Below are 21,864 nucleotides of genomic sequence, written 5' to 3'. Positions count from 1 at the left end.
GAGGGGAGCTGGATGCATCGTTCAAGACTGACATCGCCACGCAATCGATTCGCGTGCAAGCCCGTTCGCTTGCCGCTGGTTGCCGCCATCTACCTCGCCTTCGGCTCCGCTCTCGCGCAGGAGGCGCAACCGCCGCCGGCGCAGGCCGCCACGCAGACGCCCGTGCTCGACACCGTCACGGTGACCGCGCAAAAGCGCTCCGAGGACGTGCAGAAGGTGCCGATCAGCATCCAGGTGCTGGGCAAGGAAAAACTCGACGAGCTGGACCTGAAGGACTTCCAGGACTACGCGGCCTACGTGCCCGCACTGTCCTTCGATACCGGTGAAGGCGGCGGCTCGGTGCCGTACATGCGCGGCGTGGCCAGCGGCGAAAACAGCAACCACTCCGGCCCGCAGCCCAGCGTCGGCGTGTACTTCGACGAACAGCCGACGACGACCATCGGCGGCGTGCTCGACATCCACCTGTACGACATCGACCACGTCGAAGCGCTCGCCGGCCCGCAGGGCACGCTGTACGGCGCCAGTTCGCAGGCGGGCACGCTGCGCATCATCACGCGCAAGCCGGACAAGGAAGCGTTCTCCGCCGGCTATGCATTCGGCGCGAACCAGTTGACCGGCGGCGACAACGGTTTCGTCGCCGAAGGCTTCGTCAACGTGCCGCTGGGCAAGAACGCCGCGGTCCGCGTCGTCGCCTGGGACAAGAAGGACGCCGGCTACGTCGACAACAAGCCGGCCACGCGCACCTTCCCGTCATGGGATGCCGATTCGGGCGGCAACGGCACGATCACCAACGTCGGCACCGTCGCCGAAGACAACTACAACGACATCTTCACCCGCGGCGCGCGTGCGGCGCTGAAGTTCGACTTCAACGAGAATTGGTCGGTCACGCCGATGGTGATGACGCAGAAGACCGACAGCTACGGCAACTTCGCCGGCGACGATCACCTGGGCGACTACATCGTCAACAAGTACTACCCGGAAAGCGCGCAGGAAGACTGGACCTCGGCGACGCTGACCGTCGAAGGCAAGATCGGCAACTTCGATCTCACCTACGCCTACTCGCACCTGCGGCGCGAGATCGATTCGGAGTTCGACTACACCGATTACTCGTTCTGGTACGACAGCATCGACGGCTCCGGCGCGTATTTCTACGACGATTCTGGCGCGATCATCAATCCTTCGCAGGTGATCATCGGCGTCGACAAGTACACCAAGCAGAGCCACGAGTTGCGCATCGCATCGCCCTCCGACGAGGCCTTCCGCTTCGTCGCCGGCGTGTTCTTCCAGAAGCAGACGCACGATATCCAGCAGCAATACAAGATCGTCGGCGACCTGGCCTCCGACCTGGAAGTGACGGGCTGGCCCGACACGATCTGGCTGACCGAACAGGGACGCCGGGACGAGGACCAGGCGGCGTTCGGCGAGATGTCGTACGACTTCAACCCGAAGTGGACCGCCACCATCGGCGCGCGCTACTTCCGCTACGACAACAGCCTGCGCGGCTTCTTCGGATACAGCGACGGCTACAGCAGCAACTACGGCGAAGCGCTGTGCTTCAACCCGATGCCCTACCACGGCGCGCCGTGCGTGAACATCGACAGCGTCGTCAAGAAGAGCGACACGATCTATCGCGCCAACCTGACCTACCACATCGACGAGAACAAGCTGATCTACGGCACGTGGTCCGAAGGTTTCCGCCCCGGTGGTTTGAACCGCAACGGCACCGTCGGCCCCTACCTGCCCGATTACCTGACCAACTGGGAATTGGGTTGGAAGACGATGTGGCAGGACAATCGCCTCGCCTTCAACGGCGCGCTGTTCCAGGAAAACTGGGACGACATCCAGTACTCATTCCTGCCGCCGAGCGGATCGGGGCTCACGGTCATCCGCAACGCGGGCAACGCACGGGTGCGCGGCCTGGAAATGGACCTGAGCTGGGCGGCGACCTACAACTTCCGCGTCAACGGTGGCGTGGCGTTCTACGACGCGGAGTTGACCAAGGAGTACTGCGGCTTCAACGACCTGGCCGGCAATCCGGTCACCAGTTGCCCGGCGGGGACCGTGAATCCGAACATCCCGGACGATCCGCTCGACGATGAGGTGGTCGACGGCCCGCAGGCGCCGGTCGGCACGCGATTGCCGGTGACGCCGCGCTTCAAGGCCAACGCCACGGGGCGCTACGCCTTCGACATCGGCAGCATGGAGTCCTACGTGCAGGGCTCGCTGGTGCATGTGGGAAGCCGCGCTGCCGCGTTGACGCGCGAGGATCTGGCGGCGTTCGGCGAACTCGATGCCTACACGCAGGTCGATTTCTCCTTCGGCGTGAAGCGCAACAACTGGTCGCTCGACTTCTTCCTCAAGAACGCGTTCGACGAACACGCCGAACAGACCCGCTTCGCGCAATGCGCCACCGACACCTGCGGCGGCCAGTCCTACACGGTGCACGGGATTCCGCGCAGCATCGGCTTCCGGTTCTCGCAGGAGTTCTGAGCGACACGCCCAACCCGGTGGCGGCCCTGCCGCCACCGGTTTTTTTTCACCTCGCAAAAAGGATTGCCCGATGACCCGCACCTTGCTGAGCGCGCTGCTCGCCCTGGCGATCGCCGCGCCCTGCACCGCTTCCGCCATCACGCCCGAACAGGCGCGCGCGCGGGAGATCTATTCGACGCTGATTTCGTACAACACGGCCGCCGGCAACGGCCAGGTGCCCGTGATGGGCGCGTGGCTGGCCAAGCAATTCCGCGACGGCGGATTTCCCGATGCCGACATCCACCTGCTCCCGGTCGGCGAAACCGCATCGCTGGTGGTGCGCTACCGCGGCGACGGCAGCGGCGGAAAACCCATCCTCCTGATGGCGCACATGGACGTCGTCGCCGCCGATCCGAAGGACTGGACGCGCGATCCCTTCAAGCTGGTCGAGGAGAACGGCTACTTCTTCGGCCGCGGCACCAGCGACGTCAAGGACGGCATCGCGACCTTGACCGCCACGTTCCTTCGACTGAAGAAGGAAGGCTTCGTGCCGACGCGCGATCTCATCATCGTCTTCACCGGCGACGAGGAAACCGAGATGGCGACGACGCGCGACCTGACGACCACGCATCGCGCGCTGATCGACGCCGAATACGCGCTCAACGCCGACGGCGGTGGCGGTACGCTCGAAGAAGACGGCACCGCGCGCTCCTTCAGCGTGCAGACGGCGGAGAAGACCTACGCCGACTTCGAACTCACCACGCACAACCCGGGCGGGCACAGCTCCAAACCCATGCCGAGCAATGCGATCTATGAACTCGCCGATGCGCTCAAGCAGGTGCAGGCCTACGCGTTCCCGGTGATGTGGAACGACACGACGGTCGCGGAGTTGCGCGCCGAAGGCAAGGTGGCGCCGGGACCGATCGGCGCGGCGATGGCGGCCTTCGCGAAGGACCAGCACGATGCGAAGGCGGTCGCCACGCTGGCAGCCGACCCCGGCAGCGTCGGGCGCATCAAGACCACGTGCGTGGCGACGATGCTGCGCGGCGGACACGGGCGCAACGCGCTGCCGCAATCGGCCACCGCGAACATCAACTGCCGCATCTTCCCGGGCACGGCGGTGGACGATGTGCGCAAGACCTTGCAGGACATCGTGGGCAAGAAGGTCGAAGTGACGACGATCGGTTCCCCGATCGCCACCGACGCCTCGCCGCTGCGGCCCGACGTGATGGAAGCCGTGACGCGCGCGGTGCACACGCTGTATCCGGGCATCGAGGTGGTGCCGAACCAATCCTCGGGCGCGACGGACGGGATGTACTTCCGTGCGGCGGGCATTCCGACCTATGGCGTCGGCGGGATGTTCATGAAGGACAGCGACGGGTTCGCGCATGGGCTCAACGAGCGCGTGCCGGTGAAGGGCTTCTACGACGGGCTCGATTACTGGCACGTGTTGTTGACGGACCTGGGCGGCAAGCACTGAGTCGCAGCGACGCGCATAAAAAAAACGGCGGCCGAAAGGCCGCCGTTTTTCGTTTCGCGAAGTGCGTTGCTTACTTCACGCCGTGCATCAGCTTCTGGATCAAGGGCGCGATCAGGAACAACAACACGCCGCCCACCATCAGGATGATGAAGCCCTGCGTATAGCTGGCGTAGGCCGAGTCCACCGTCATGCCGGTCTCGCCGCTCGCATGGCTGGCGAAGATGCCCGACAGGTTGTTGCCGATGCCCGTCGACAGGAACCAGCCACCCATGCCGAAGCCGACCAGGCGCACCGGGGCGAGCTTGGTCGTCATCGACAGACCGATCGGCGACAGGCACAGCTCGCCCACCGACTGGATGACGTAGACCATGAACAAGGTCCAGAACGGAATCTTGCCGGCCGCATCGACCATGCCCGACAACGCCGCCATCAGCAGCAGGAACGCCAGGCCGTTGAAGATGATGCCGATGCCGAACTTGCGCGGGATCGACGGGTTGTGGCGACCCATCTTGATCCACGTCCATGCCACCACCGGCGCGAGCGTGATGATCGCCAGCGAGTTCACCGACTGAAACCAGCCCACCGGGAAGATCCAGCCGCCGAAGGTGCGGTTGACGATCTTTTCGGCGAGGAAGTTGAACGAGCTGCCGGCCTGTTCGAAGAAACACCAGAACAGGATGTTGAAGGTGAAGATGATCAACATCGCGATGGCGCGGTCGCGCGCGGTCTTTCCGTCGCGGATGCCTTCCACCAGCAACATGCCGCACAGGCCCAGGAACAGCACCGTCAGCACGCCCTGCAGCTTCGCCGCATCGATGGCGAGCAGGAAGTAGTACACCGGGATCGACGCCAGGCAGAACAGCAGCACATACAGCACCTTGTGCTTGCCGCCCGACCCTTCCGCGGGACGACCGATGTTGCCGAGCTGGCGACGGCCGAACCAGAACCACACCAGGCTGATCAGCATGCCGATGCCGGAAACGATGAAGACGATCTTGTAGGTCGGCAAGCTCGGCGTGCCGCCGAACATGTGCTCGGCCATCCAGCCGGTCAGCAGCGGCGCGACCATCGCACCCAGGTTGATGCCCATGTAGAACAGGGTGAAACCCGAATCGCGGCGCTGGTCGGCCTGCGAATACAACGCACCGACCATCGTCGAGATGTTCGGCTTGAACAGGCCGTTGCCCGCGATGACCGTGGCCAGGCCGATCTTGAACACTGTCTGGTCGGGGTAGGCGATCATGAACAGGCCGGCGGACATCACCACCGCGCCGAGCAGGATCGAACGTTGGTAACCGATGACGCGGTCGGCGATGTACCCTCCGAAGATCGCCGCGGCGTACACCAGTGCGAGGTACGCGCCGTAGATGCGGCTCGCCGGTGCCTGGCCTTCGCCGGCGCCCGCGAAGAACTCCTGCACGATGTACAGCGTCAGCGCCCAACGGATGCCGTAGAACGCGAAGCGCTCCCAGAACTCCGTCATGAACAACATCCACAACGGCCTGGGATGCCCCAGGACCTGTCGGAATTCCGGAATGGGCGCGCTCGCGCCCGATGTCGCCGCTGAACTCATGCGGTGGCCCCTGATGGTGGATCGATGGGTGCGCCTGCCGGGATGGCAGGCAATCCTGTCGAGGTTTACCGGCTCCGGCGGAGCCCGTCAAACCGGAAATGTGTGATGTTGCAGCGCATCACGCCGCCACCCGCATTCAGGCGGACGGCGGTCCGTAGCCGGGAAGACCGATCACCGTGCGGACTTCGAACAATTCCGGGAAGAAGGTGAGTTCCAGCGCCTGCTTGAGGAAGCCGACGCCGCTCGACCCACCGGTGCCTTTCTTGAACCCGATGATCCGCATCACCGTGCGCATGTGGCGGAATCGCCACAGCTGGAACTGCGTTTCCAGGTCGACGAGGTCCTCGCACAGGTGGTACGCCTCCCAGTGCGCCTTCGTGCCCTCGTAGATCGTTTCGAACACCGGCACCAGGTCCGGCGCGAACACGTGCGGCTCCGACCAGTCGCGTTCCAGGAACTTCGCCGGCACCGGATGGCCATGGCGCGCGAGGTACATCAGCGCCTCGTCGTAGAGGCTCGGCGCTTCGAGCGCGTCCTTCAGGCGCGCCTGCCCTTCGGGGTCGTGGGCGAACACGCGCAGCATCTGCGCATTCTTGTTGCCCAGCAGGAATTCGATGGTGCGGTACTGCAAGGACTGGAAGCCCGACGAAGGCCCGAGGATCTCGCGGAATTCCATGTATTCCGACGGCGTGAGCGTCTCGAGCACCGACCACATTTCGGTCAGCTGGCGCAGCACCTGTTTGCAGCGCGCGAAGATTTTCTGGCACGGCTCCAGGCGGTCGGCGCGCAGGTGCGCGATGGCCGCCGACAGCTCGTGGACGAGCAGCTTCATCCACAGCTCCGAGACCTGGTGCTGGACGATGAAGAGCAGTTCGTCGTGGTGCGGCGGCGTGGACAGCGGTTGCTGCGCCGAGAGCAGGCGCCCGAGCTGCAGGTAGCCCCCATACGTCATCCGGCCTTCGAGATCGGTGTGGATGCCGGCCTCGAGGGGGCGCTGGTTTTGGGCCCCGGCGTTGTCTTCAATGCTCATGCGGGAAGGGTATCATCCGGGGTTCCTGTCGCCCGAGCCGAAGTCCGCATGACCCTCGCCGCACAGTTCCAGATCGAATACCTGCAGTACCTCGGTCCCGACGGCAAGGCCGTCGCCGATCTGCCGCAGGCCTTCCGCGATGCATCGGCCCTGGTGCCGCTGTTCAAGCAGATGTTGTACGTGCGCACCTTCGATGCGAAGGCCATCGCGCTGCAACGCACCGGCAAGCTGGGCACCTACGCCAGCTGCCTGGGCCACGAAGCCACGCACGTGGGCATCGGCGCGTCGATGGCGCCCGAAGATGTCTTCGCGCCCAGTTACCGCGAGTACGGCGCGCAGTTCATGCGCGGCGTCAAACCGCGCGAAGTCCTGATGTACTGGGGCGGCGACGAACGCGGCAACGATTTCTCCGGCCCGAAGCACGACTACCCGTGGTGCGTGCCGATCGCCACGCAATGCCTCCACGCGGCCGGCGCCGCGCTCGCCTTCAAGTTGCGCGGCGAGAAGCGCGTGGCCGTCACCTGCTGCGGCGACGGTGGCAGTTCGAAGACCGATACGTACGCGGCGATCAACTCGGCCGGCGCGTACAAGCTGCCCTTCATCCAGTGCATCATCAACAACGGCTGGGCGATCTCGGTGCCGCGCAATTCGCAGACCGGTGCGCAGACGCTCGCGCAGAAGGGCCTGGCCGGCGGCCTGCATTGCCTGCAGGTGGACGGCAACGACCTGATCGCCGTGCTCGAAGGCATGCGCCGCGCCGTGGCGCGCGCGCACAGCGGCGAAGGCGGCAGCGTCATCGAATTCATGACCTATCGCCTGCACGACCACACCACCGCCGACGACGCGCGCCGCTATCGCGACGAGGCCGAGGTCAAGGACGCGTGGACGCGCGATCCGATCCCGCGCCTGCGCACCTACCTCACCGCCGCCGGCGCCTGGAACGAAGCGCAGGAAACCGCGTGGATCGAGGAGAGCGCCAAGCTCGTCGACGTGGAGATCAATGCGTACCTGGAATTGAAGGTGCAGCCGGTGACCGCGATGTTCGATTTCCTCTACGCCGACCCACCGCCCGACCTGCTCGCGCAGCGTGCGGCCGCCGTCGCCCTGGAGGGCAAGTCGCATGGCTGATGCACCCGCGATCACCTTGATCGAAGCGATCACGCAAGCGCTCGCCTACGAAATGCGCGCCGACGACACCGTCGTCGTGCTCGGCGAAGACGTCGGCGTCAACGGCGGCGTGTTCCGCGCCACTGCAGGTTTGCAGGCGACCTTCGGTTCGCAGCGCGTGCTCGACACGCCGCTGGACGAAACCACCATCGCCGGCCTTACCGTCGGCCTGGCCTCGCAGGGCATGAAGCCCGTCGCCGAGGCGCAGTTCGACGGCTTCGTCTATCCGATGGTCGATCACATCATCTGCCATGCGGCGCGCTTCCGTTACCGCACGCGCGGGCGACTGACGTGCCCGATGGTGTTGCGCGTGCCGTGGGGCGGTGGCATCCGCGCGCCGGAGCATCACTCCGAAGCGAACGAATCGATCTTCACCAACGTGCCGGGCCTGCGCGTCGTGCTGCCCTCCTCGCCCGCGCGCGCCTACGGCTTGCTGCTGGCCGCGATCCGCGATCCGGATCCGGTCATCTTCATGGAACCCAAGCGCATCTATCGCCAATACAAGGAAGTGGTGCCCGACGACGGCGAAGCGCTGCCGCTCGACGTGTGCTACGTCCTGCGCGACGGCACCGACCTCACGCTCGTGACCTGGGGCGCGCAGGTGAAGGAATGCCTGGAAGCCGCCGAGGCGCTCGCGAAGGACGGCATCAGCGCCGAAGTCATCGACGTCGCGACGTTGCGTCCGCTCGACTTCGCCACCATCGCCGAATCGGTGAGCAAGACCGGGCGTTGCGTGATCGTGCACGAGGCGCCGAAGACCGCCGGCTTCGGGGCGGAGATCGCGGCGCGGCTTGCGGAGGAGTCGATGTTCGACCTCGTCGCGCCGGTCGAGCGCGTCACCGGCTACGACACGCACATTCCGTTGTTCCGCCTGGAAATGAAGTACCTGCCGAGCGTGGACAAGATCGTCGCCGCGGCAAAGCGCGCCCTGGCGCACGCATAAGGACTGGACGCATGACGACGAAACAATTCCTGCTCCCCGACCTCGGCGAAGGCCTGCCCGACGCAACCGTCGTCGAGTGGTACGTCAAGGTCGGCGATACGATCAAGCTCGACGACAACCTGGTGTCGATGGAAACCGCGAAGGCGGTCGTCGACGTGCCTTCGCCAGTTTCGGGCAAGGTGCTGAAGGTCGGCGGCGGCGCGGGCGACGTGATCGTCACCGGCACGCTGCTCGCCGAGTTCGAAGTCGATCCCTCGATGCCGCAGCGCGCCGAAGGCCAGGACACGGGCCATCACCACGGTCCGCCGAAGGGCGCGGGCGCGCACCTGAGCGCCGAGAACGTGGTGGCCTCCGACGAAGGCGGCGAGATCACCGAAACCGACAAGCCGGCACCGAAGGCCGAGCGCGAAGACAGCGGCACCGTCGTCGGTGCGATGCAGTCCTCCGATGCGGTGCGCAGCGAAGCCGCGGTCGCGGTCGGCGGCGTCAAGGCCTTGCCGGCGGTGCGCGCGTTGGCGCGCAAGCTGGGCGTGGACATCGCGCGCGTGCGTGCGACCGGTCCCGATGGCGTGGTCACCAACCAGGACGTGAAGAACGCGGCGGCCGATGGGTCGGCGAAGGTGGGCGCAGCTCCGGTGCAAAGCCGTCCCGCCGTTCCCCCCTCCGGCGCTGGCGCGCCGACTCCCCCCGCAGGGGGGAGTGGGCAACGGTCGACGTTGTCGCAAGCCGGCAAGCCGATGCGCACGCAGCCGCCGGGCGTGCAGGCCAGCGGGCAACCGGAACAACTCAAGGGCGTGCGCCGCAACATGGCGCGCGTGATGGCCGACGCGCATTCGAAGGTCGTGCCGACGACGCTGAGCGATGACGCCGACATCCACGCATGGGCCCCGGGCAACGACATCACCGGCCGCCTCGTGCGCGCCATCGTCGCCGGCGCGAAGGCCGTGCCGGCGCTCAACGCCTGGTTCGACGGCGAAGGGCTCACGCGCACGCTGCATCCGCACGTCGACATCGGCATCGCGGTGGACACCGACGACGGGCTGTTCGTGCCTGCGTTGCGCAACGCCGACATGCTCGATGCGCGCGGCGTGCGCGAAGCGGTCAACCGCCTGCGCACGCAGGTCGAAGACCGCACGATCCCGATGACCGAACTCACCGGCTACACGATCTCCCTGTCGAACTTCGGCATGTTCGCCGGCCGTTACGCCACGCCGGTGATCGTGCCGCCGACCGTGGCGATCATCGCCGCGGGCAAGGGCCGCCATCAGATGACGCCGGTGATGGGCGGCTTCGAATCGCACAAGGTCATCCCGCTCTCGCTCACCTTCGACCACCGCGCCTGCACGGGCGGCGAAGCGGCGCGCTTCCTCAAGGCGATGCTGGACGACCTGGCCAAGGCCAACTGAAGGACACACCCATGGCGCACCGCAGCCGGCTCGCAGGCTTCATCATCGACTGCAACACCGACGACCATGCGGCCGCCGTGGACTTCTGGAGCCAGGCGCTCGGTTTGCCGAAGACCGAGCACTACATCGAGGAAGGTGCGGAGTACACCAACCTCACCGACACGCCGGGCGACCTGCAGATCGAAGTGCAGCAGGTCGCGCATCCCTCGCGCGTGCACCTGGACATCGAAACCGACGACCAGGACGCGGAAGTCGCGCGCCTTGAAGCACTCGGCGCCAAGCGCGTCGAATGGGTCAAGCGGTGGTGGGTGATGGAAGCGCCGACCGGGCAGCGGTTCTGCGTGGTGAAGATGCGCCATCCCGACAAGGGCGCGACGCCGAACGAGTGGTGAACTAACGCGGAGTATCGTCCGCGACGACACGATTCCGGCCGCCCTTCTTCGCGCGATACAAGGCTTGGTCCGCGCGTTCGAACACGCCTTCGGGCCCCTTCTGCGAAGACGGCCCGTCTGCGATCCCCACAGACACGGTGACCGGCACCGGCAATTCCAATTGCTCGACCGCACGGCGGATGCGTTCGGCGATTTCCGCGCCGCCGTCCAGGCGCGTGTCGGGCAACACCACGAGGAATTCCTCGCCGCCGATGCGCGCGGCGATGTCGTTCGCGCGCACCGAACGCGACACCGCATCGGCCACCGCACACAGCACGCGATCGCCGAACAGGTGCCCGTGCTTGTCGTTGATGCGCTTGAAGTGGTCGATGTCCAGCACGAGCATGACGTAGGGTTGCGCGAGTTCTCGCTCCACGTCGATGCGCGCGCGCAGGCGTTCCAGGCCCGCGCGGTTCCACAGGCCGGTGAGCTGGTCGTGGTGCGCGGTGTATTGCAGGTCGTCGTGGCGACGTTGCAGGTCGGCGCGTGCATGGCGCTGTTCGAGCATGAGCCGGCGCAATTCGAACAGGTGTTGCGTCTGCTTCGCGAGCAGGCGCAGCCCTTCCAGTTGCGGCAATCCCAGCATGCGCGGCACGACGTCGGCCACGCTGAGCACGCCGAGTGCATGGCCGTCGGGGCTGAGCAGCGGCACGCCGGCGTAGAAGCGCGGACGCAGGCCGAGCAAGCGGCGCCGCTGCGCGTAGACCGGATGCTGCTCGAGATCCTGCACGACGAGTGTTTCGTGCGGCGCGTCGATCGCGTGCCCGCAGAGGGAACGCTTGCGCTCCAGTTGCGATTGGTCGATGCCGATGCGCGCCTTGAACCACAGGCGATCGTGGTCGATCAGCGCGATCGCCGCCGCGGGCATGTCGCACAACGTCGCGGCCAGCCGGACGATGTCGTCGAAGGCGCTTTCCGGCCCGGTATCCACGATCGCGTAAGCGTCGAGCGCCGCCTGGCGCTCCGCTTCGCGGACGTCGAACACGATGGAGGAAGGAACGGCGGACATGGCGTGCGGGGAAGCCGGGGGGGCGATCTCGAAACCGGCTTCCCTGCCGACACGATGGAACTGAACAGGCGGCAGATTCTACCGATCTGGCGTCGCCGAACCGTTACTGCTTCCGCAACATGCGGCGCCGGACCCAGAACGCAAGCCCGAGCGCGGCGAGGAACACGCCATATGAGACGGACGTCCCAACGATCTGCTGCCACATGCGCCCGTACCCCCGGTCGGCCCATTCCAGCGCCCAGTGCAGGCTGGCGACGAACAGCAGGGCCGAGGCCGCCAGCGCCCCGAGGTCGAACCACGTGCGCCACGACGGACGCGGCTGCCGCGGGTAGAGCCAATAGAGCACGGCGAGGATGAGGAACCAGGGCAGGAACAGCAGCGCGGCGAGATTGACCTCGACGAGGGAATTCATCACGCCTCCTGCGCGAATCGGGCGAGCGCGGCGCGCAGGTCGTCGACGCTGCCGTCGGGCGGTACGCGACCGAGCACGCCGTCGCCGAAGCGGACGACACCCGCCTGCGCATCGAGCGTGCGCCCCGCGTCCTGCTTCGCGCGGGCCACGAGCTGGCCGGCATCGCGCGCGGAGTCGAAGCCTTCGCTCTGCAACAGCACGCGGTCGCCGTCGACGAGCTTGAAGTAGAACTTGCCGTCGGCTTCGCGGTACTGCTTGAAGGTCGCTGCGGCACGCTTGGTTTCTTTGGTTTGCGCGGCGTTTGCCTGGGTCGACAGATCCCGCAGGCCCACCGACTCGCGCAAGGACTGCATCAACGGCGTCGCGTACTGCGTGCGCAAACGCTTCGCGCCATCGCGCAGCAGCGCTTCGATCTTCGCAGGCTCGGCCATCAGCGCTTCGTACTTCTCGCGCAGCGGCGCGATGTCGCGATCGATGCGTTCGAACAGTTGCTGCTTCGCATCGCCCCAGGCGATGCCGTCGGCGAAGGCCTTGCGCATCGCGACGACTTCCTCGGGCGAGGCGAAGGCCTGGTAAAGCTGGAACAAGGCCGAATCCTGCGTGTCCTTGACTTCGCCCGGCGCGCGCGAATCGGTCTTGATGGCGAAGATCAGTTTCTTCAATTGCTCGCGCGGCGCGAACAAGGGAATGGTGTTGTCGTAGCTCTTGCTCATCTTGCGGCCGTCCAGGCCGGGCAAGGTGGCCACGTGTTCTTCGATCGCCGCTTCGGGCAACGCGAAGTGTTCGCCATAAAGGTGATTGAAACGCTGGCCGAAGTCGCGCGCCATTTCGATGTGCTGCACCTGGTCGCGGCCCACCGGCACCTTGTCGGCGTTGAACAACAGGATGTCGGCGGCCATCAGCACCGGATACATGAAGAGGCCGGCGGTGATGCCCGCATCGTCGTCGGTTTGCTCGACGCGATTCTTGTCCACCGCAGCCTTGTAGGCGTGCGCGCGATTGAGCAGGCCCTTGCCGGCGACGCAGGTGAGCAGCCACGTCAGTTCCGGGATCTCGGGAATGTCGCTCTGGCGATAGAACCAGACCTTCGCCGGGTCCAGGCCGCAGGCGAGCCACGCCGCCGCGATTTCCAGCGTCGAACGCTGCACGCGCGCCGGTTCCTGCACCTTGATCAGCGCGTGGTAGTCGGCGAGGAAGTAAAAGCTCTCGGTTTGCGGATCGAGGCTGGCGGCCACCGCCGGGCGGATGGCGCCCACGTAATTGCCGAGGTGCGGTGTCCCCGAGGTCGTGATGCCGGTGAGGACGCGGGTGCGGGGAGCCTGGGCGGCCATGAAAACGGTGTTCCTTTCGCAGGCGTTCGAACAGCGCCCAGTGTAACCGGCGGCCGCCTCAACCCCGCCGGCGGCGATGGCGCGTTGGAGGAAACGCACCATCCCTCGCGAGGCGTTCCCCATGTTGCGCACCACGCTCTTACTCGGCACCTTGCTCGCCACCACCCTGCTCGCGACGCCGCAGGCCCACGCCGCGCTGGTCGACATCGACCTGGTCGACCGCGACACCGGGCAATGGCTGCCCGAAACCCCCTTCCGCGGCGACACCTGGGTCGCCGGCATGCCCGGCCACCGCTATGGCGTGCGCCTGACCAACACCAGCGGCGAGCGCGTGCTCGTCGTGCTGTCCGTCGATGGCGTCAATGCCGTGACCGGTCAAACCGCGCGGCCTTCGCAGGCCGGCTATGTGCTCGAACCATGGCAAAGCACGGAGATCGCGGGATGGCGCAAGTCGATGGATGACGTCGCGCAATTCGTGTTCACCGATTTGCCCGATTCCTATGCCGCGCGCACGGGGCGGCCGCGCAACGTCGGCGTTGTCGGTATCGCGGTGTTCCAGGAAGCGCGGCCGGTGATGTACGAGGAGTACGACGCGCCTTCGGCCAACGGCGCGGCGCGCGATGCGGCGGCGGCGCCTGCGCAATCGCGTACGAAGGCCGCGGCCGAAGCCAGCGAACAACCGCAACGCCTCGGCACCGGGCACGGCGCACGCGAATGGTCGCGCGTCGAACGCACCGACTTCGTGCGCGCCACGCGTTCGCCCTCGCAGGTGACGGAACTGCGTTACGACGACTACAACACGCTGGTCGCGATCGGCGTTTATCCGCGCCCGCGTCCGCCGTATTGGCGCGACACGCCGCGCGCATTCCCGAACGGCTTCGTTCCCGATCCACCGGGCGGTGGATAAGCGCAAAGGAAAAGGGACGGCCCGGGGTCCACCGGGCCGTCCCTTTCATCTGCATCCGTGCTTACCGCGGCGCCACTCCTGTACGCCGCTTCCCTCCCTCGTCGGGCCTCAGCAATGGCTGTCCTTGCAGTCCTCGGCCTTGTCTTCAACCTTTTCGCCCGCCTTCTGCACGTCCTTGCCGGCGCCAGCCATCGTGTTGCAGGCGGCGAGCATGTTCATCGAGAACATGGCGAGGATGAGCAGGTAAACGGTGCGCTTGAGTGCCGTACGATTCATCGAATGTCTCTCCTGGGGATGGAAGGGACGGCACTCCGCCGTCCGCGAAGGCATTCCACGCAAGCGGCCGTGAACGCGGTGTCGAATGCGACACAGCGTTGCGCGGTTCGTTCAGGGATTGATTCGACGCGTGCACGCCGCGTCAAGATGCGTCGTCAGTCGCGCATCAACGTCGACTTGCCGAACAGGCTCTCGACCAGGTCCACGGCCAGTTGCGCCGTCGCATTGCGCGCATCGAGCAAGGGGTTGAGTTCGACGATGTCGAGCGAGCCCATGCGCCCGGTGTCGGCGATCATCTCCATCACCAGTTGCGCTTCGCGATAGTTCGGGCCGCCGGGCACCGTGGTGCCCACGCCGGGCGCGATGCTCGGGTCGAGGAAGTCCACGTCGAAGCTCACGTGCACGTGCGTGTCGGCGTCGACGCCCTCGAGCGCGGCTTCCATCGCGCGCTTCATGCCGACCTCGTCGATGTAACGCATGTCGTACACGTCCAGCCCGTGTTCCTTGACCAGGCGCTTCTCGCCTTCGTCGACGGAACGGATGCCGATCTGGCGGATTTCGCCGGCCTGCAACGCGGGTGCGCTGCCGCCGATGTTCGTCAGTTCGCGCGGGCCCAGGCCGCACAGGCACGCGACCGGCATGCCGTGGATGTTGCCCGACGGCGTGACGTTGTGCGTGTTGAAATCGGCGTGCGCATCGAGCCAGAGCACGCGCAGTTTCTTGCCGGTGCGCCGGCAATGCTTGGCCACCGCGGTGATCGAACCGATGCCCAGGCAATGGTCGCCGCCCAACAGGATGGGCATGCGACCGGCCGAGAGTTCGGACGCCACCGCTTCCATGACGACGCGGTTCCAGTCGACGACTTCCTTCAGGTGCCGATAGCCGTCGTTCGGCGGTTGCCAGGGATTGCGCGGGCCATCGAGGTTGCCGCGATCGACCAGGTCGATGCCGCGCGCGATCAGCGCCTCGGGCAAACCCGCGATGCGCAGCGCTTCGGGGCCGAGGCCCGCACCGCGATGACCGGCGCCGACGTCTGTCGGCGCACCCAGGAGACTGACGGGGGGATAGGTGCGAGCCATGCCGGGATGGTATCGCATGCGGCGTGCGGCGCCGCGGAGCGTGGTGCCGGCAGTCAGAATCGAACTGACGACCTACCGCTTACAAGGCGGTTGCTCTACCAACTGAGCTATGCCGGCGAAAGCGCGGGCATCCTACCCTATTGGCGCATCAGCGCAACGAGGCGCAGTCCGCGGGCACGGTGCGCGGCGCGGCGATGTCCCGCGCGGCGAGGGCTGCGTCGAAGGCCGCCGGTGCGGCGACATCGATCCAGCCCTGCGTGCGCACGTCGCCGATCGGTTCGACCTGCACGTCCGCGAACCCTTTCGCCTGCACCTGCGCCTGGCGGCGACGCGCGGAGTCTTCGCTGCCGAAGCGCCCGAGCGCGACGCTGTCCTGGTCCACGCCGGCCGGCATGACGAGCAGATCGTCCAGGCCCGCCGCCGTCATGCGGTCGGCGAGGGCCTGCGCGGCCTCGCGGCTCGCCTGGCGCGGCGCGAACACGCGCCATCCGCGCGGCGCGCCGCGGATTTCATTGCGCACCGTCGCGCGCAGCACCTGCGGTTGCAGTCGCTCCTGTGCGCGACGCAACAGGGCGGGATTGTCGAAGGGACCGAAGGACACGCAACGCGCATCGGCCGGAATCGCGGTGGTGGCGATGGATGCGCCGGGCGTCGGTGTCGCAGGGCGTGGACGTTGCGGTGCTTCCTGCAGCAATTGCAGTCGCGGCACGCCTTCGGGTGCTGCGATGCGGTCTTCCTGCACGGCCGGTTTGCGCGAGACCCACCACGCGGCGACGCCGAGGTTCATCACGACCAGCAACACGATGAGGGCGCGTTGCTTCATGCAACGACGTCCATGCGCGCCCAGCGCGCGAGGCCTTCGAGCACGAGCGCCGGACGGGCGTGCGCGTCGTCGAGACGCGCGTGCAAGGGCGCGGCGCCGCCGCCGTGCAGCAGCAATTGCGGGCGCGCGCCGAGCTGGCGCGTGGCTTGGGCGACACTGCGTTCGACGAGTGCGAGCGCCGCGCCTTCGCAACCGGAGACGAGCGCGTCTTCGGTGTCGTCGGCGAATTCGACGTACGCGCCGCCCGTCGGCGCGAGTTGGGTCGCGCGGGCGTGCAGCATTTCGCGCATGAGCGTCGGCGAGGGGGCGATGCGGCCACCGTGGTGGCGTCCCGTGCCGTCGACCAGGTCGATCGTCAGCCCGGTGCCCACGCCGACGATCAACGCCGGCCACGCATCTTGCGCGCCGGCCATCGCGAGGAAGCGATCGACACCGAGTTTCTGCGGATTGGCGTACGCGATGCGCAACGCGCCGAATGCCACCGACGTGCGCGCGAGGCAAATGCGGCGAAAGCGCTGCGATAGGGCATCGAGCAACTGCACGCGCGCGTCTTCGCCGGCGACGCTGGCGACATACGCCACCTCGCCCGACGGCAAGGCATCGACTTCGGAAGGCGCGCAGGCACGCACCGACCCGACGCTGCCGTCCGCGCCGAGCGGCGCGCACTTCAGGCGGGTGTTGCCGAAATCGAACAACCAGTCCTGCTTCATGCCCCGCGTGTCCGAACGCTGACTTCGCCGGAGTGGACCACACGCACCTCACCGTCGTCGAGGCGAACGCGCAATGCACCGTCGGGCGCGAGGCCTTCCGCGACGGCGTTCCGCTTTCCACCGTGCTGGTGCAGGACGATCGGCCGGCCGGCCAGGGCGTCGACCGCGGCGTGTCGTGCGAGGAAGGGTTCGAGACCATCGCGATCGAACAGGCCCAAGGCCGGCAACAGATGCGACAACACGACCGCCGCGATGGCGTTGCGTGTGTGCAGTTCGACGCGTGCGTGTTCGGCGAGCGGGGCCAGGTCGCACCAGGGTTGGTCGATCTCGCGCGCGAATGCCGCGGGCATGCGCACGTTGAGACCCAGGCCGATCACCGCGCGCACCGGGCCGCCGTGCTCGCCACCGCCTTCGACGAGCAGGCCACCGAGCTTGCGCAGGCCCGCGCCCTCCTCGACGACCAGGTCGTTGGGCCATTTGAGTTTGACGTCGGCGTAGCCGAGCGCATGCAGCGCTTCGGCCGCGGCCACGCCGGCGACCAGGGGCAGCCCGCCGAGCCGCGTGAGCCCGCCGCCGAAATGCCGGGCGACCGAGAGATACAGATGGGCTGCCAGCGGCGAGGCCCAGGTGCGTCCGCGCCGACCGCGGCCGCCGGTCTGGCGTTCGGCCAGCAAAACGTCCGCTTTGCGCACATCGGTGCTGCGGCGCAGCAGTTCGGTATTGGTCGAGTCGATGGACCACGCCAGTTCGAAGGTACCAATCGCCTCACGTACCGGCGCCGGGAGGCCTTGCTGAATGGCGGTCGCGTCCAGCAGATCCATCGGCTGTTCGAGCGCATAACCGCTGCCGGCGCGCGCCGCGATCCCGACGCCGGCCGCGCGCAAAGCCTCGATCCGCTTCCAGATTGCCGCGCGCGTGGTGCCGGCCGCGCGGGCGAGGGAATCGCCGCTGGCGGGGCCTTGCGCCAGCCGTGCGAGGAGGTCGCGGTCGTCCATGCGGGTCGGGGCCGGCGCGGGGGAAGCGGCGATTCTACGATTCCCCGACCGACAGGCGGTCGCCGGCCCTTGCAACGTTCTGCGTGCAGGCCGCATCCACGCTATAGTCCGGGGCCTGTTCCCCTGGCCGTGCACCCCACCGCACCAGGATCCTGCCATGACGTCCCGTGCCCTGATTTGCGTATTGATGCTGCTCGCCAGCACGAGCGTTGCTGCGCGCGATGTGCACCTGGCCGGCCCCGGCGGTGGTGGCGGTGGCAAGGGCGGCAGCCTGCAGCAGTGCGACGAAGTCGAGAATGCCGTCGCGGCGGCCAACGCCAAGGCGCCGGCCAAGCCGCGCGTCACCGCCTCGATCTCGCAACCGGTGCGTAGCGTGAAGGCCGTGAAGGCCCTTCCTGCCACACGCGGCGATACGGACGAGGATGCGCCCCGCATGCCGACGCCGCGCTGGCACAGCTTCCTGCCGGGCATGTTCCGCTAAGCCTTCCGCAAAGCACGTCGCTTGCGTTCGCTTTTCCGGCGCCTCCTGCGCCCCGACCCCATCGATGACGCGCTCTGGCGCGAAGCGACCGCGCGCGTTCCCTTCATCGCGCCCCTCGATGCGCAGCGCCAGGCGAAACTGCATGTGCTCGCCTCGCGCTTCTTGCACGAAAAAGCGATCACCCCCGTCGGCGACCTGCATCTGGACGATCTCCAGCGCATCCAACTCGCCGCACTGTGCTGCCTGCCGCTGATCGAATTCGGCGCCGAAGGCCTGCATGGCTGGTCGCAACTGCTCGTCTATCCCGATGCCTTCCGCGTCAACCGCACGCACGTCGACGCCGCGGGCGTGCTGCACGAATGGGACGACGAACTCATCGGCGAAGCATGGGAAACCGGTCCGGTGATCCTGTCGTGGGCCGACGTGCAGGCGGATTTCGAATCGCCGCGCGACGGGTTCTGCGTTGCTGTGCACGAGATCGCGCACAAACTCGATGCACTCGATGGTGTGCTCGATGGCACGCCGCCCTTGCCGCGGGCATGGCAACGCGACTGGGCGCGCGATTTCCAGAAGGCTTACGACGCATTCGCCGATCGCGTGGACCGCAATCGGAAGACCGACATCGATCCCTACGCGGCCGAAGCGCCCGAGGAATTCTTCGCCGTGTGCACCGAATACCACTTCAGTGCGCCGTCGTTGCTGCGCAAGGACATGCCGGCGATCGCCGCGCACCTGGAGCGCCTGTACGGCCCCTCGCCCTTCGCCTGAGTCAGAGGCCCGGCGGGAGTTTCACTTCGAAGCGCGCGCCGCCGAGTTCGTCCGAGCGCCGCACTTCCAGCTCGCCGCGATAGCCGCGCACGATGTCCTGCACGATCGCCAGGCCGATGCCGTGGCCCTGCACGCGTTCGTCGCCACGCACGCCACGCTGCAGCAATTGCGCGACGCGTTCGGTCGCGATGCCCGGGCCGTCGTCGTCGACGGCGAGCAGCAAGCCATCGCGCCGTCCCGGTGAGGTATCGCCCACGCGCACCGTCAGCAACACACGCGACTTCGCCCACTTGAAGGCGTTCTCCAGCAGGTTGCCGAGCAGCTCCTGCAGGTCGCCGGGTTCGCCGTGGAAGCGCGCATTGGGATCGAACTCGAATTCGCACAGCACCTTGCGCGAGGAATACACCTTCTCCAGCCCGCGCACGATCTGTTCGGCGTGCGGTTCGATGTCGATGGGCGCGGCGAACAATGCATGGCCGCTGGAGGCCGCACGCGCGAGTTGGTAGGACACCATTTCGTTCATGCGCCGCAATTGCGTCGCCACTTCCTCGCGCAACTCCGCTTCGGGCGTCGGGTTGTCCAGGCGTGCGCGCAACACCGCGAGCGGTGTTTTCAGGCTGTGCGCGAGATCGGCCAGCGTGTTGCGCTGGCGGTCGAGGTTTTCGCGCTCGCTCTCGATGAAGGCGTTGATGCTTTCGGTGAGCGGTTCGAGTTCGCGCGGATGCTGCGAACTCATGTGCGCAAGCTGGCCGCGGTGCACGCGCTTGAGTTCGCCGACGACCTGGCGCAGCGGGCGCAGGCTCCAACGCAACACGAGCATCTGCAGCAGCAACAACACGAGGCCCGCGCCGCCGAGATATCCCCACAACGCGCGGCGGAACACGCGGATCTGCGATGCGAGCGCGCTGGTGTCTTCGGAAATGTAGACGGTGTACGGGAACTCGCCCTGCGGCCCGCCTTCGGCCCACACCAGGCCTTTGCCGAGGCGGTAGATCTCGCCGGATTCGCCGTTGCTGCGCGTGATCGGCAGCGGGCCTTCGAACTTGTCGACCGCGGGCGCGAGCATGCCGCCGAGCGGAAGCTCCGGGCCCTGCGCCGAGGGCGAATCCCAATGCCCGTTCGGCAACACCACTTCGGCGTACAGGCCGCTGCCGGGGCGCTCGAAGCGCGGCTCGGGCGGAGTATCGGGAACGTAGAGGGTGCCGTCGCGCAGGAACTCGATGCCGCTCGCGTATTCGAGCGCGTAGCTTTCAAGCCGCGTGCGGAGATTGCTTTGCGCGGTTTCGAGGAACGCGCGGTCGAGCGCGTATCCGGCGAGCGCCAGGAAGGCGACCAGCCCCAGGCTGGCCGCGAGCAGCTGCCGCGACTGCAACGAGCGCGCGCGCCACCGAGCTTTGTCGAAGAGCGCGTCGCCCACAGGCTAAGAGGTCAATCCCCGCTGCGCGGGATCGCGAAGCGGTAACCGCGTCCGCGCACGGTCTCGATCGGCTTGAGCTCGCCTTCGGGATCGAGTTTCTTGCGCAGGCGGCCGATGAAGACTTCGAGCACGTTGGAGTCGCGGTCGAAATCCTGCTGGTAGATGTGCTCGGTGAGGTCGGCCTTCGAGACCAGCTCGCCGGCGTGCATCATCAGGTATTCGAGCACTTTGTATTCGTAGGAGGTCAGGTCGACGTTGCCGCCGTTGACCGTCACCGTCTGCGCGGCGAGGTCGAGCACGACCGGGCCGCATTCGAGCGTCGGCTTGCTCCAGCCCGCGGCACGGCGCACGAGCGCATTGATGCGCGCGAGCAATTCCTCGACGTGGAAGGGCTTGACCAGGTAATCGTCGGCGCCCTGCTTCAGGCCCTCGACCTTGTCCTGCCACGACGAACGCGCGGTGAGGATGAGCACCGGGAATTTCTTGCCCTCGTCGCGCAGGGCCTTGATCAATTCCATGCCCGACATCTTTGGCAGGCCGAGGTCGATGATGCCGAGATCGAAGGGCACTTCGCGCCCCATGTACAGGCCTTCTTCGCCGTCCTGGGCGGAGTCCACGGCGAATCCTTCGCGCTTGAGGCGGGCCGAGAGGGTTTCGCGAAGCGGGGCTTCGTCTTCGACGAGCAGGATGCGCATGGTGACTCCGTGTCTGCGTAAGGCCTGAGCGGCCGTTGGCTCAGAGGGTGGGGTCGCCGTCGTCGTCGGAGCGTGTACGGGGCTTGTCCTGCCGCCGTTTCCCGCCGTCCCGAGGCTTCGCCGCCGGATCGTCCCAGAACACGCGGACGCGACCCTTGTCGTCGATGATCTTGACACGATTCACGTCGCGTCCGTCCGACTGCACCTGCTCGGCACTGAGCACCTGGCCGTTGCGCTCGGCGCGCCGCACCGATTCGGACAGGCCCTGCTGTTGGTCGCGATGCGGCGAGCGCGGCTGCTGCTGCGGTTGCGGCGGGTGCGGCTTCGGCGGCTGCGGCTGGGCCCACGCCACGGCGCACGCGCCCGACAGGGCGAGCGCCAGCGACATTCGGGACAGGGACAGCGACAGCGACGACATGGGCGGTGCGCTCATGATCCAGCGGGGAGGCCATTTTTCGAACG

Annotated in this window: 21 protein-coding genes, 1 tRNA gene and 1 pseudogene; 9 read left to right on the top strand and 14 right to left on the bottom strand. The window is 67.0% G+C overall.

Features of this window, described 5'->3' with window-relative positions; genetic code table 11:
• Positions 1 to 69 precede the first annotated feature (69 nt).
• On the top strand, positions 70 to 2,490 hold the full coding sequence (locus tag AC1DOM_RS02475) for a TonB-dependent receptor (RefSeq protein ID WP_498959873.1): 2,421 nt from the start codon (positions 70 to 72) through the stop codon (positions 2,488 to 2,490).
• Positions 2,491 to 2,560: 70 nt separating this feature from the next.
• Positions 2,561 to 3,949, top strand: a complete 1,389-nt coding sequence (locus AC1DOM_RS02470) for a M20/M25/M40 family metallo-hydrolase (RefSeq protein WP_498959871.1) — start codon at positions 2,561 to 2,563, stop codon at positions 3,947 to 3,949.
• Positions 3,950 to 4,019: 70 nt separating this feature from the next.
• Here AC1DOM_RS02470 and AC1DOM_RS02465 read toward each other — a convergent pair whose 3' ends face one another.
• Both AC1DOM_RS02465 and AC1DOM_RS02460 read right to left on the bottom strand, forming a co-directional pair.
• On the bottom strand, positions 4,020 to 5,522 hold the full coding sequence (locus tag AC1DOM_RS02465) for a peptide MFS transporter (RefSeq protein ID WP_498959869.1): 1,503 nt from the start codon (positions 5,520 to 5,522) through the stop codon (positions 4,020 to 4,022).
• A gap of 136 nt (positions 5,523 to 5,658) precedes the next feature.
• Positions 5,659 to 6,552, bottom strand: coding sequence for a tryptophan 2,3-dioxygenase (locus tag AC1DOM_RS02460; protein WP_498959867.1), 894 nt, complete (start codon positions 6,550 to 6,552; stop codon positions 5,659 to 5,661).
• 48 nt (positions 6,553 to 6,600) lie between these two features.
• On the opposite strand from AC1DOM_RS02460, the gene pdhA reads away from it, so the two are divergent.
• The 4 genes from pdhA to AC1DOM_RS02440 are packed head-to-tail and all read left to right on the top strand — an operon-like array spanning position 6,601 to position 10,460.
• The gene (gene pdhA, locus AC1DOM_RS02455) at positions 6,601 to 7,680 is read left to right on the top strand and encodes a pyruvate dehydrogenase (acetyl-transferring) E1 component subunit alpha (RefSeq protein WP_498959865.1); all 1,080 of its coding nucleotides are present in this window, start codon (positions 6,601 to 6,603) and stop codon (positions 7,678 to 7,680) included.
• Complete coding sequence (locus tag AC1DOM_RS02450) at positions 7,673 to 8,662, top strand: alpha-ketoacid dehydrogenase subunit beta (protein WP_498959864.1); 990 nt, start codon at positions 7,673 to 7,675, stop codon at positions 8,660 to 8,662. The genes pdhA and AC1DOM_RS02450 overlap by 8 nt, the downstream gene beginning before the upstream one ends.
• Positions 8,663 to 8,673: 11 nt before the next feature.
• Complete coding sequence (locus AC1DOM_RS02445; RefSeq protein WP_498959861.1) at positions 8,674 to 10,068, top strand: dihydrolipoamide acetyltransferase family protein; 1,395 nt, start codon at positions 8,674 to 8,676, stop codon at positions 10,066 to 10,068.
• A gap of 11 nt (positions 10,069 to 10,079) precedes the next feature.
• Positions 10,080 to 10,460 carry a VOC family protein gene (locus AC1DOM_RS02440; RefSeq protein WP_498959859.1) on the top strand — a complete coding sequence of 127 codons (381 nt, stop codon included), beginning with the start codon at positions 10,080 to 10,082 and terminating at the stop codon, positions 10,458 to 10,460.
• Position 10,461: 1 nt separating this feature from the next.
• Here the strand turns inward: AC1DOM_RS02440 and AC1DOM_RS02435 are convergent, their stop codons facing one another.
• The 3 genes and pseudogenes from AC1DOM_RS02435 to AC1DOM_RS02425 form a co-directional block, all read right to left on the bottom strand.
• Complete coding sequence (locus AC1DOM_RS02435) at positions 10,462 to 11,508, bottom strand: GGDEF domain-containing protein (protein ID WP_498959857.1); 1,047 nt, start codon at positions 11,506 to 11,508, stop codon at positions 10,462 to 10,464.
• A 103-nt stretch (positions 11,509 to 11,611) separates the two neighbouring features.
• Positions 11,612 to 11,920 (bottom strand): hypothetical protein, encoded by a 309-nt coding sequence (locus AC1DOM_RS02430; protein WP_498959855.1) that lies wholly within the window; start codon positions 11,918 to 11,920, stop codon positions 11,612 to 11,614.
• Between the two features lie 125 nt (positions 11,921 to 12,045).
• Positions 12,046 to 13,251: pseudogene (locus tag AC1DOM_RS02425) on the bottom strand (tryptophan--tRNA ligase); the annotation flags it as partial.
• 121 nt (positions 13,252 to 13,372) lie between these two features.
• Between AC1DOM_RS02425 and AC1DOM_RS02420 the strand changes: the two are divergent.
• Complete coding sequence (locus tag AC1DOM_RS02420; protein WP_498959853.1) at positions 13,373 to 14,158, top strand: hypothetical protein; 786 nt, start codon at positions 13,373 to 13,375, stop codon at positions 14,156 to 14,158.
• Between the two features lie 108 nt (positions 14,159 to 14,266).
• Here AC1DOM_RS02420 and AC1DOM_RS02415 read toward each other — a convergent pair whose 3' ends face one another.
• From AC1DOM_RS02415 to AC1DOM_RS02390, 6 genes are all read right to left on the bottom strand, one after another.
• Complete coding sequence (locus tag AC1DOM_RS02415) at positions 14,267 to 14,434, bottom strand: entericidin A/B family lipoprotein (RefSeq protein WP_498959851.1); 168 nt, start codon at positions 14,432 to 14,434, stop codon at positions 14,267 to 14,269.
• A 155-nt stretch (positions 14,435 to 14,589) separates the two neighbouring features.
• Positions 14,590 to 15,513 carry an arginase gene (gene rocF, locus AC1DOM_RS02410; protein WP_498959849.1) on the bottom strand — a complete coding sequence of 308 codons (924 nt, stop codon included), beginning with the start codon at positions 15,511 to 15,513 and terminating at the stop codon, positions 14,590 to 14,592.
• Positions 15,514 to 15,554: 41 nt separating this feature from the next.
• Positions 15,555 to 15,630: transfer RNA gene (locus AC1DOM_RS02405), tRNA-Thr, on the bottom strand.
• A 31-nt stretch (positions 15,631 to 15,661) separates the two neighbouring features.
• Complete coding sequence (locus AC1DOM_RS02400) at positions 15,662 to 16,336, bottom strand: SPOR domain-containing protein (RefSeq protein ID WP_498959847.1); 675 nt, start codon at positions 16,334 to 16,336, stop codon at positions 15,662 to 15,664.
• Complete coding sequence (locus AC1DOM_RS02395; RefSeq protein WP_498959845.1) at positions 16,333 to 17,046, bottom strand: type III pantothenate kinase; 714 nt, start codon at positions 17,044 to 17,046, stop codon at positions 16,333 to 16,335. Before AC1DOM_RS02395 ends, AC1DOM_RS02400 begins: the two co-directional genes overlap by 4 nt.
• A complete protein-coding gene (locus AC1DOM_RS02390; protein ID WP_498959843.1) occupies positions 17,043 to 18,041 on the bottom strand; it encodes a biotin--[acetyl-CoA-carboxylase] ligase in 999 nt (332 codons plus the stop codon). The genes AC1DOM_RS02395 and AC1DOM_RS02390 overlap by 4 nt, the downstream gene beginning before the upstream one ends.
• A 157-nt stretch (positions 18,042 to 18,198) precedes the next feature.
• On the opposite strand from AC1DOM_RS02390, the gene AC1DOM_RS02385 reads away from it, so the two are divergent.
• Together AC1DOM_RS02385 and AC1DOM_RS02380 are read left to right on the top strand one after the other, a co-directional pair.
• Positions 18,199 to 18,522, top strand: a complete 324-nt coding sequence (locus tag AC1DOM_RS02385; protein ID WP_498959841.1) for a hypothetical protein — start codon at positions 18,199 to 18,201, stop codon at positions 18,520 to 18,522.
• A gap of 21 nt (positions 18,523 to 18,543) precedes the next feature.
• Positions 18,544 to 19,290 carry a M90 family metallopeptidase gene (locus tag AC1DOM_RS02380; RefSeq protein ID WP_498959839.1) on the top strand — a complete coding sequence of 249 codons (747 nt, stop codon included), beginning with the start codon at positions 18,544 to 18,546 and terminating at the stop codon, positions 19,288 to 19,290.
• Between the two features lies 1 nt (position 19,291).
• Here AC1DOM_RS02380 and AC1DOM_RS02375 read toward each other — a convergent pair whose 3' ends face one another.
• Genes AC1DOM_RS02375 through AC1DOM_RS02365 form a run of 3 tightly spaced genes read right to left on the bottom strand, consistent with a single transcriptional unit; the run spans position 19,292 to position 21,835 of the window.
• A complete protein-coding gene (locus AC1DOM_RS02375; protein WP_498959837.1) occupies positions 19,292 to 20,707 on the bottom strand; it encodes an ATP-binding protein in 1,416 nt (471 codons plus the stop codon).
• 11 nt (positions 20,708 to 20,718) lie between these two features.
• On the bottom strand, positions 20,719 to 21,402 hold the full coding sequence (locus AC1DOM_RS02370) for a response regulator transcription factor (RefSeq protein WP_156640792.1): 684 nt from the start codon (positions 21,400 to 21,402) through the stop codon (positions 20,719 to 20,721).
• A 40-nt stretch (positions 21,403 to 21,442) separates the two neighbouring features.
• Entirely contained in the window at positions 21,443 to 21,835 is a 393-nt protein-coding gene (locus AC1DOM_RS02365) for a hypothetical protein (RefSeq protein WP_498959835.1), read from the bottom strand.
• Between the last annotated feature and the right edge of the window lie 29 nt (positions 21,836 to 21,864).

The sequence above is a fragment of the Lysobacter sp. P5_B12 genome (assembly GCF_056400425.1).
Note: the sequence above shows the minus strand (reverse complement) of the source record. Positions and strands in the feature narration are given on the sequence as shown.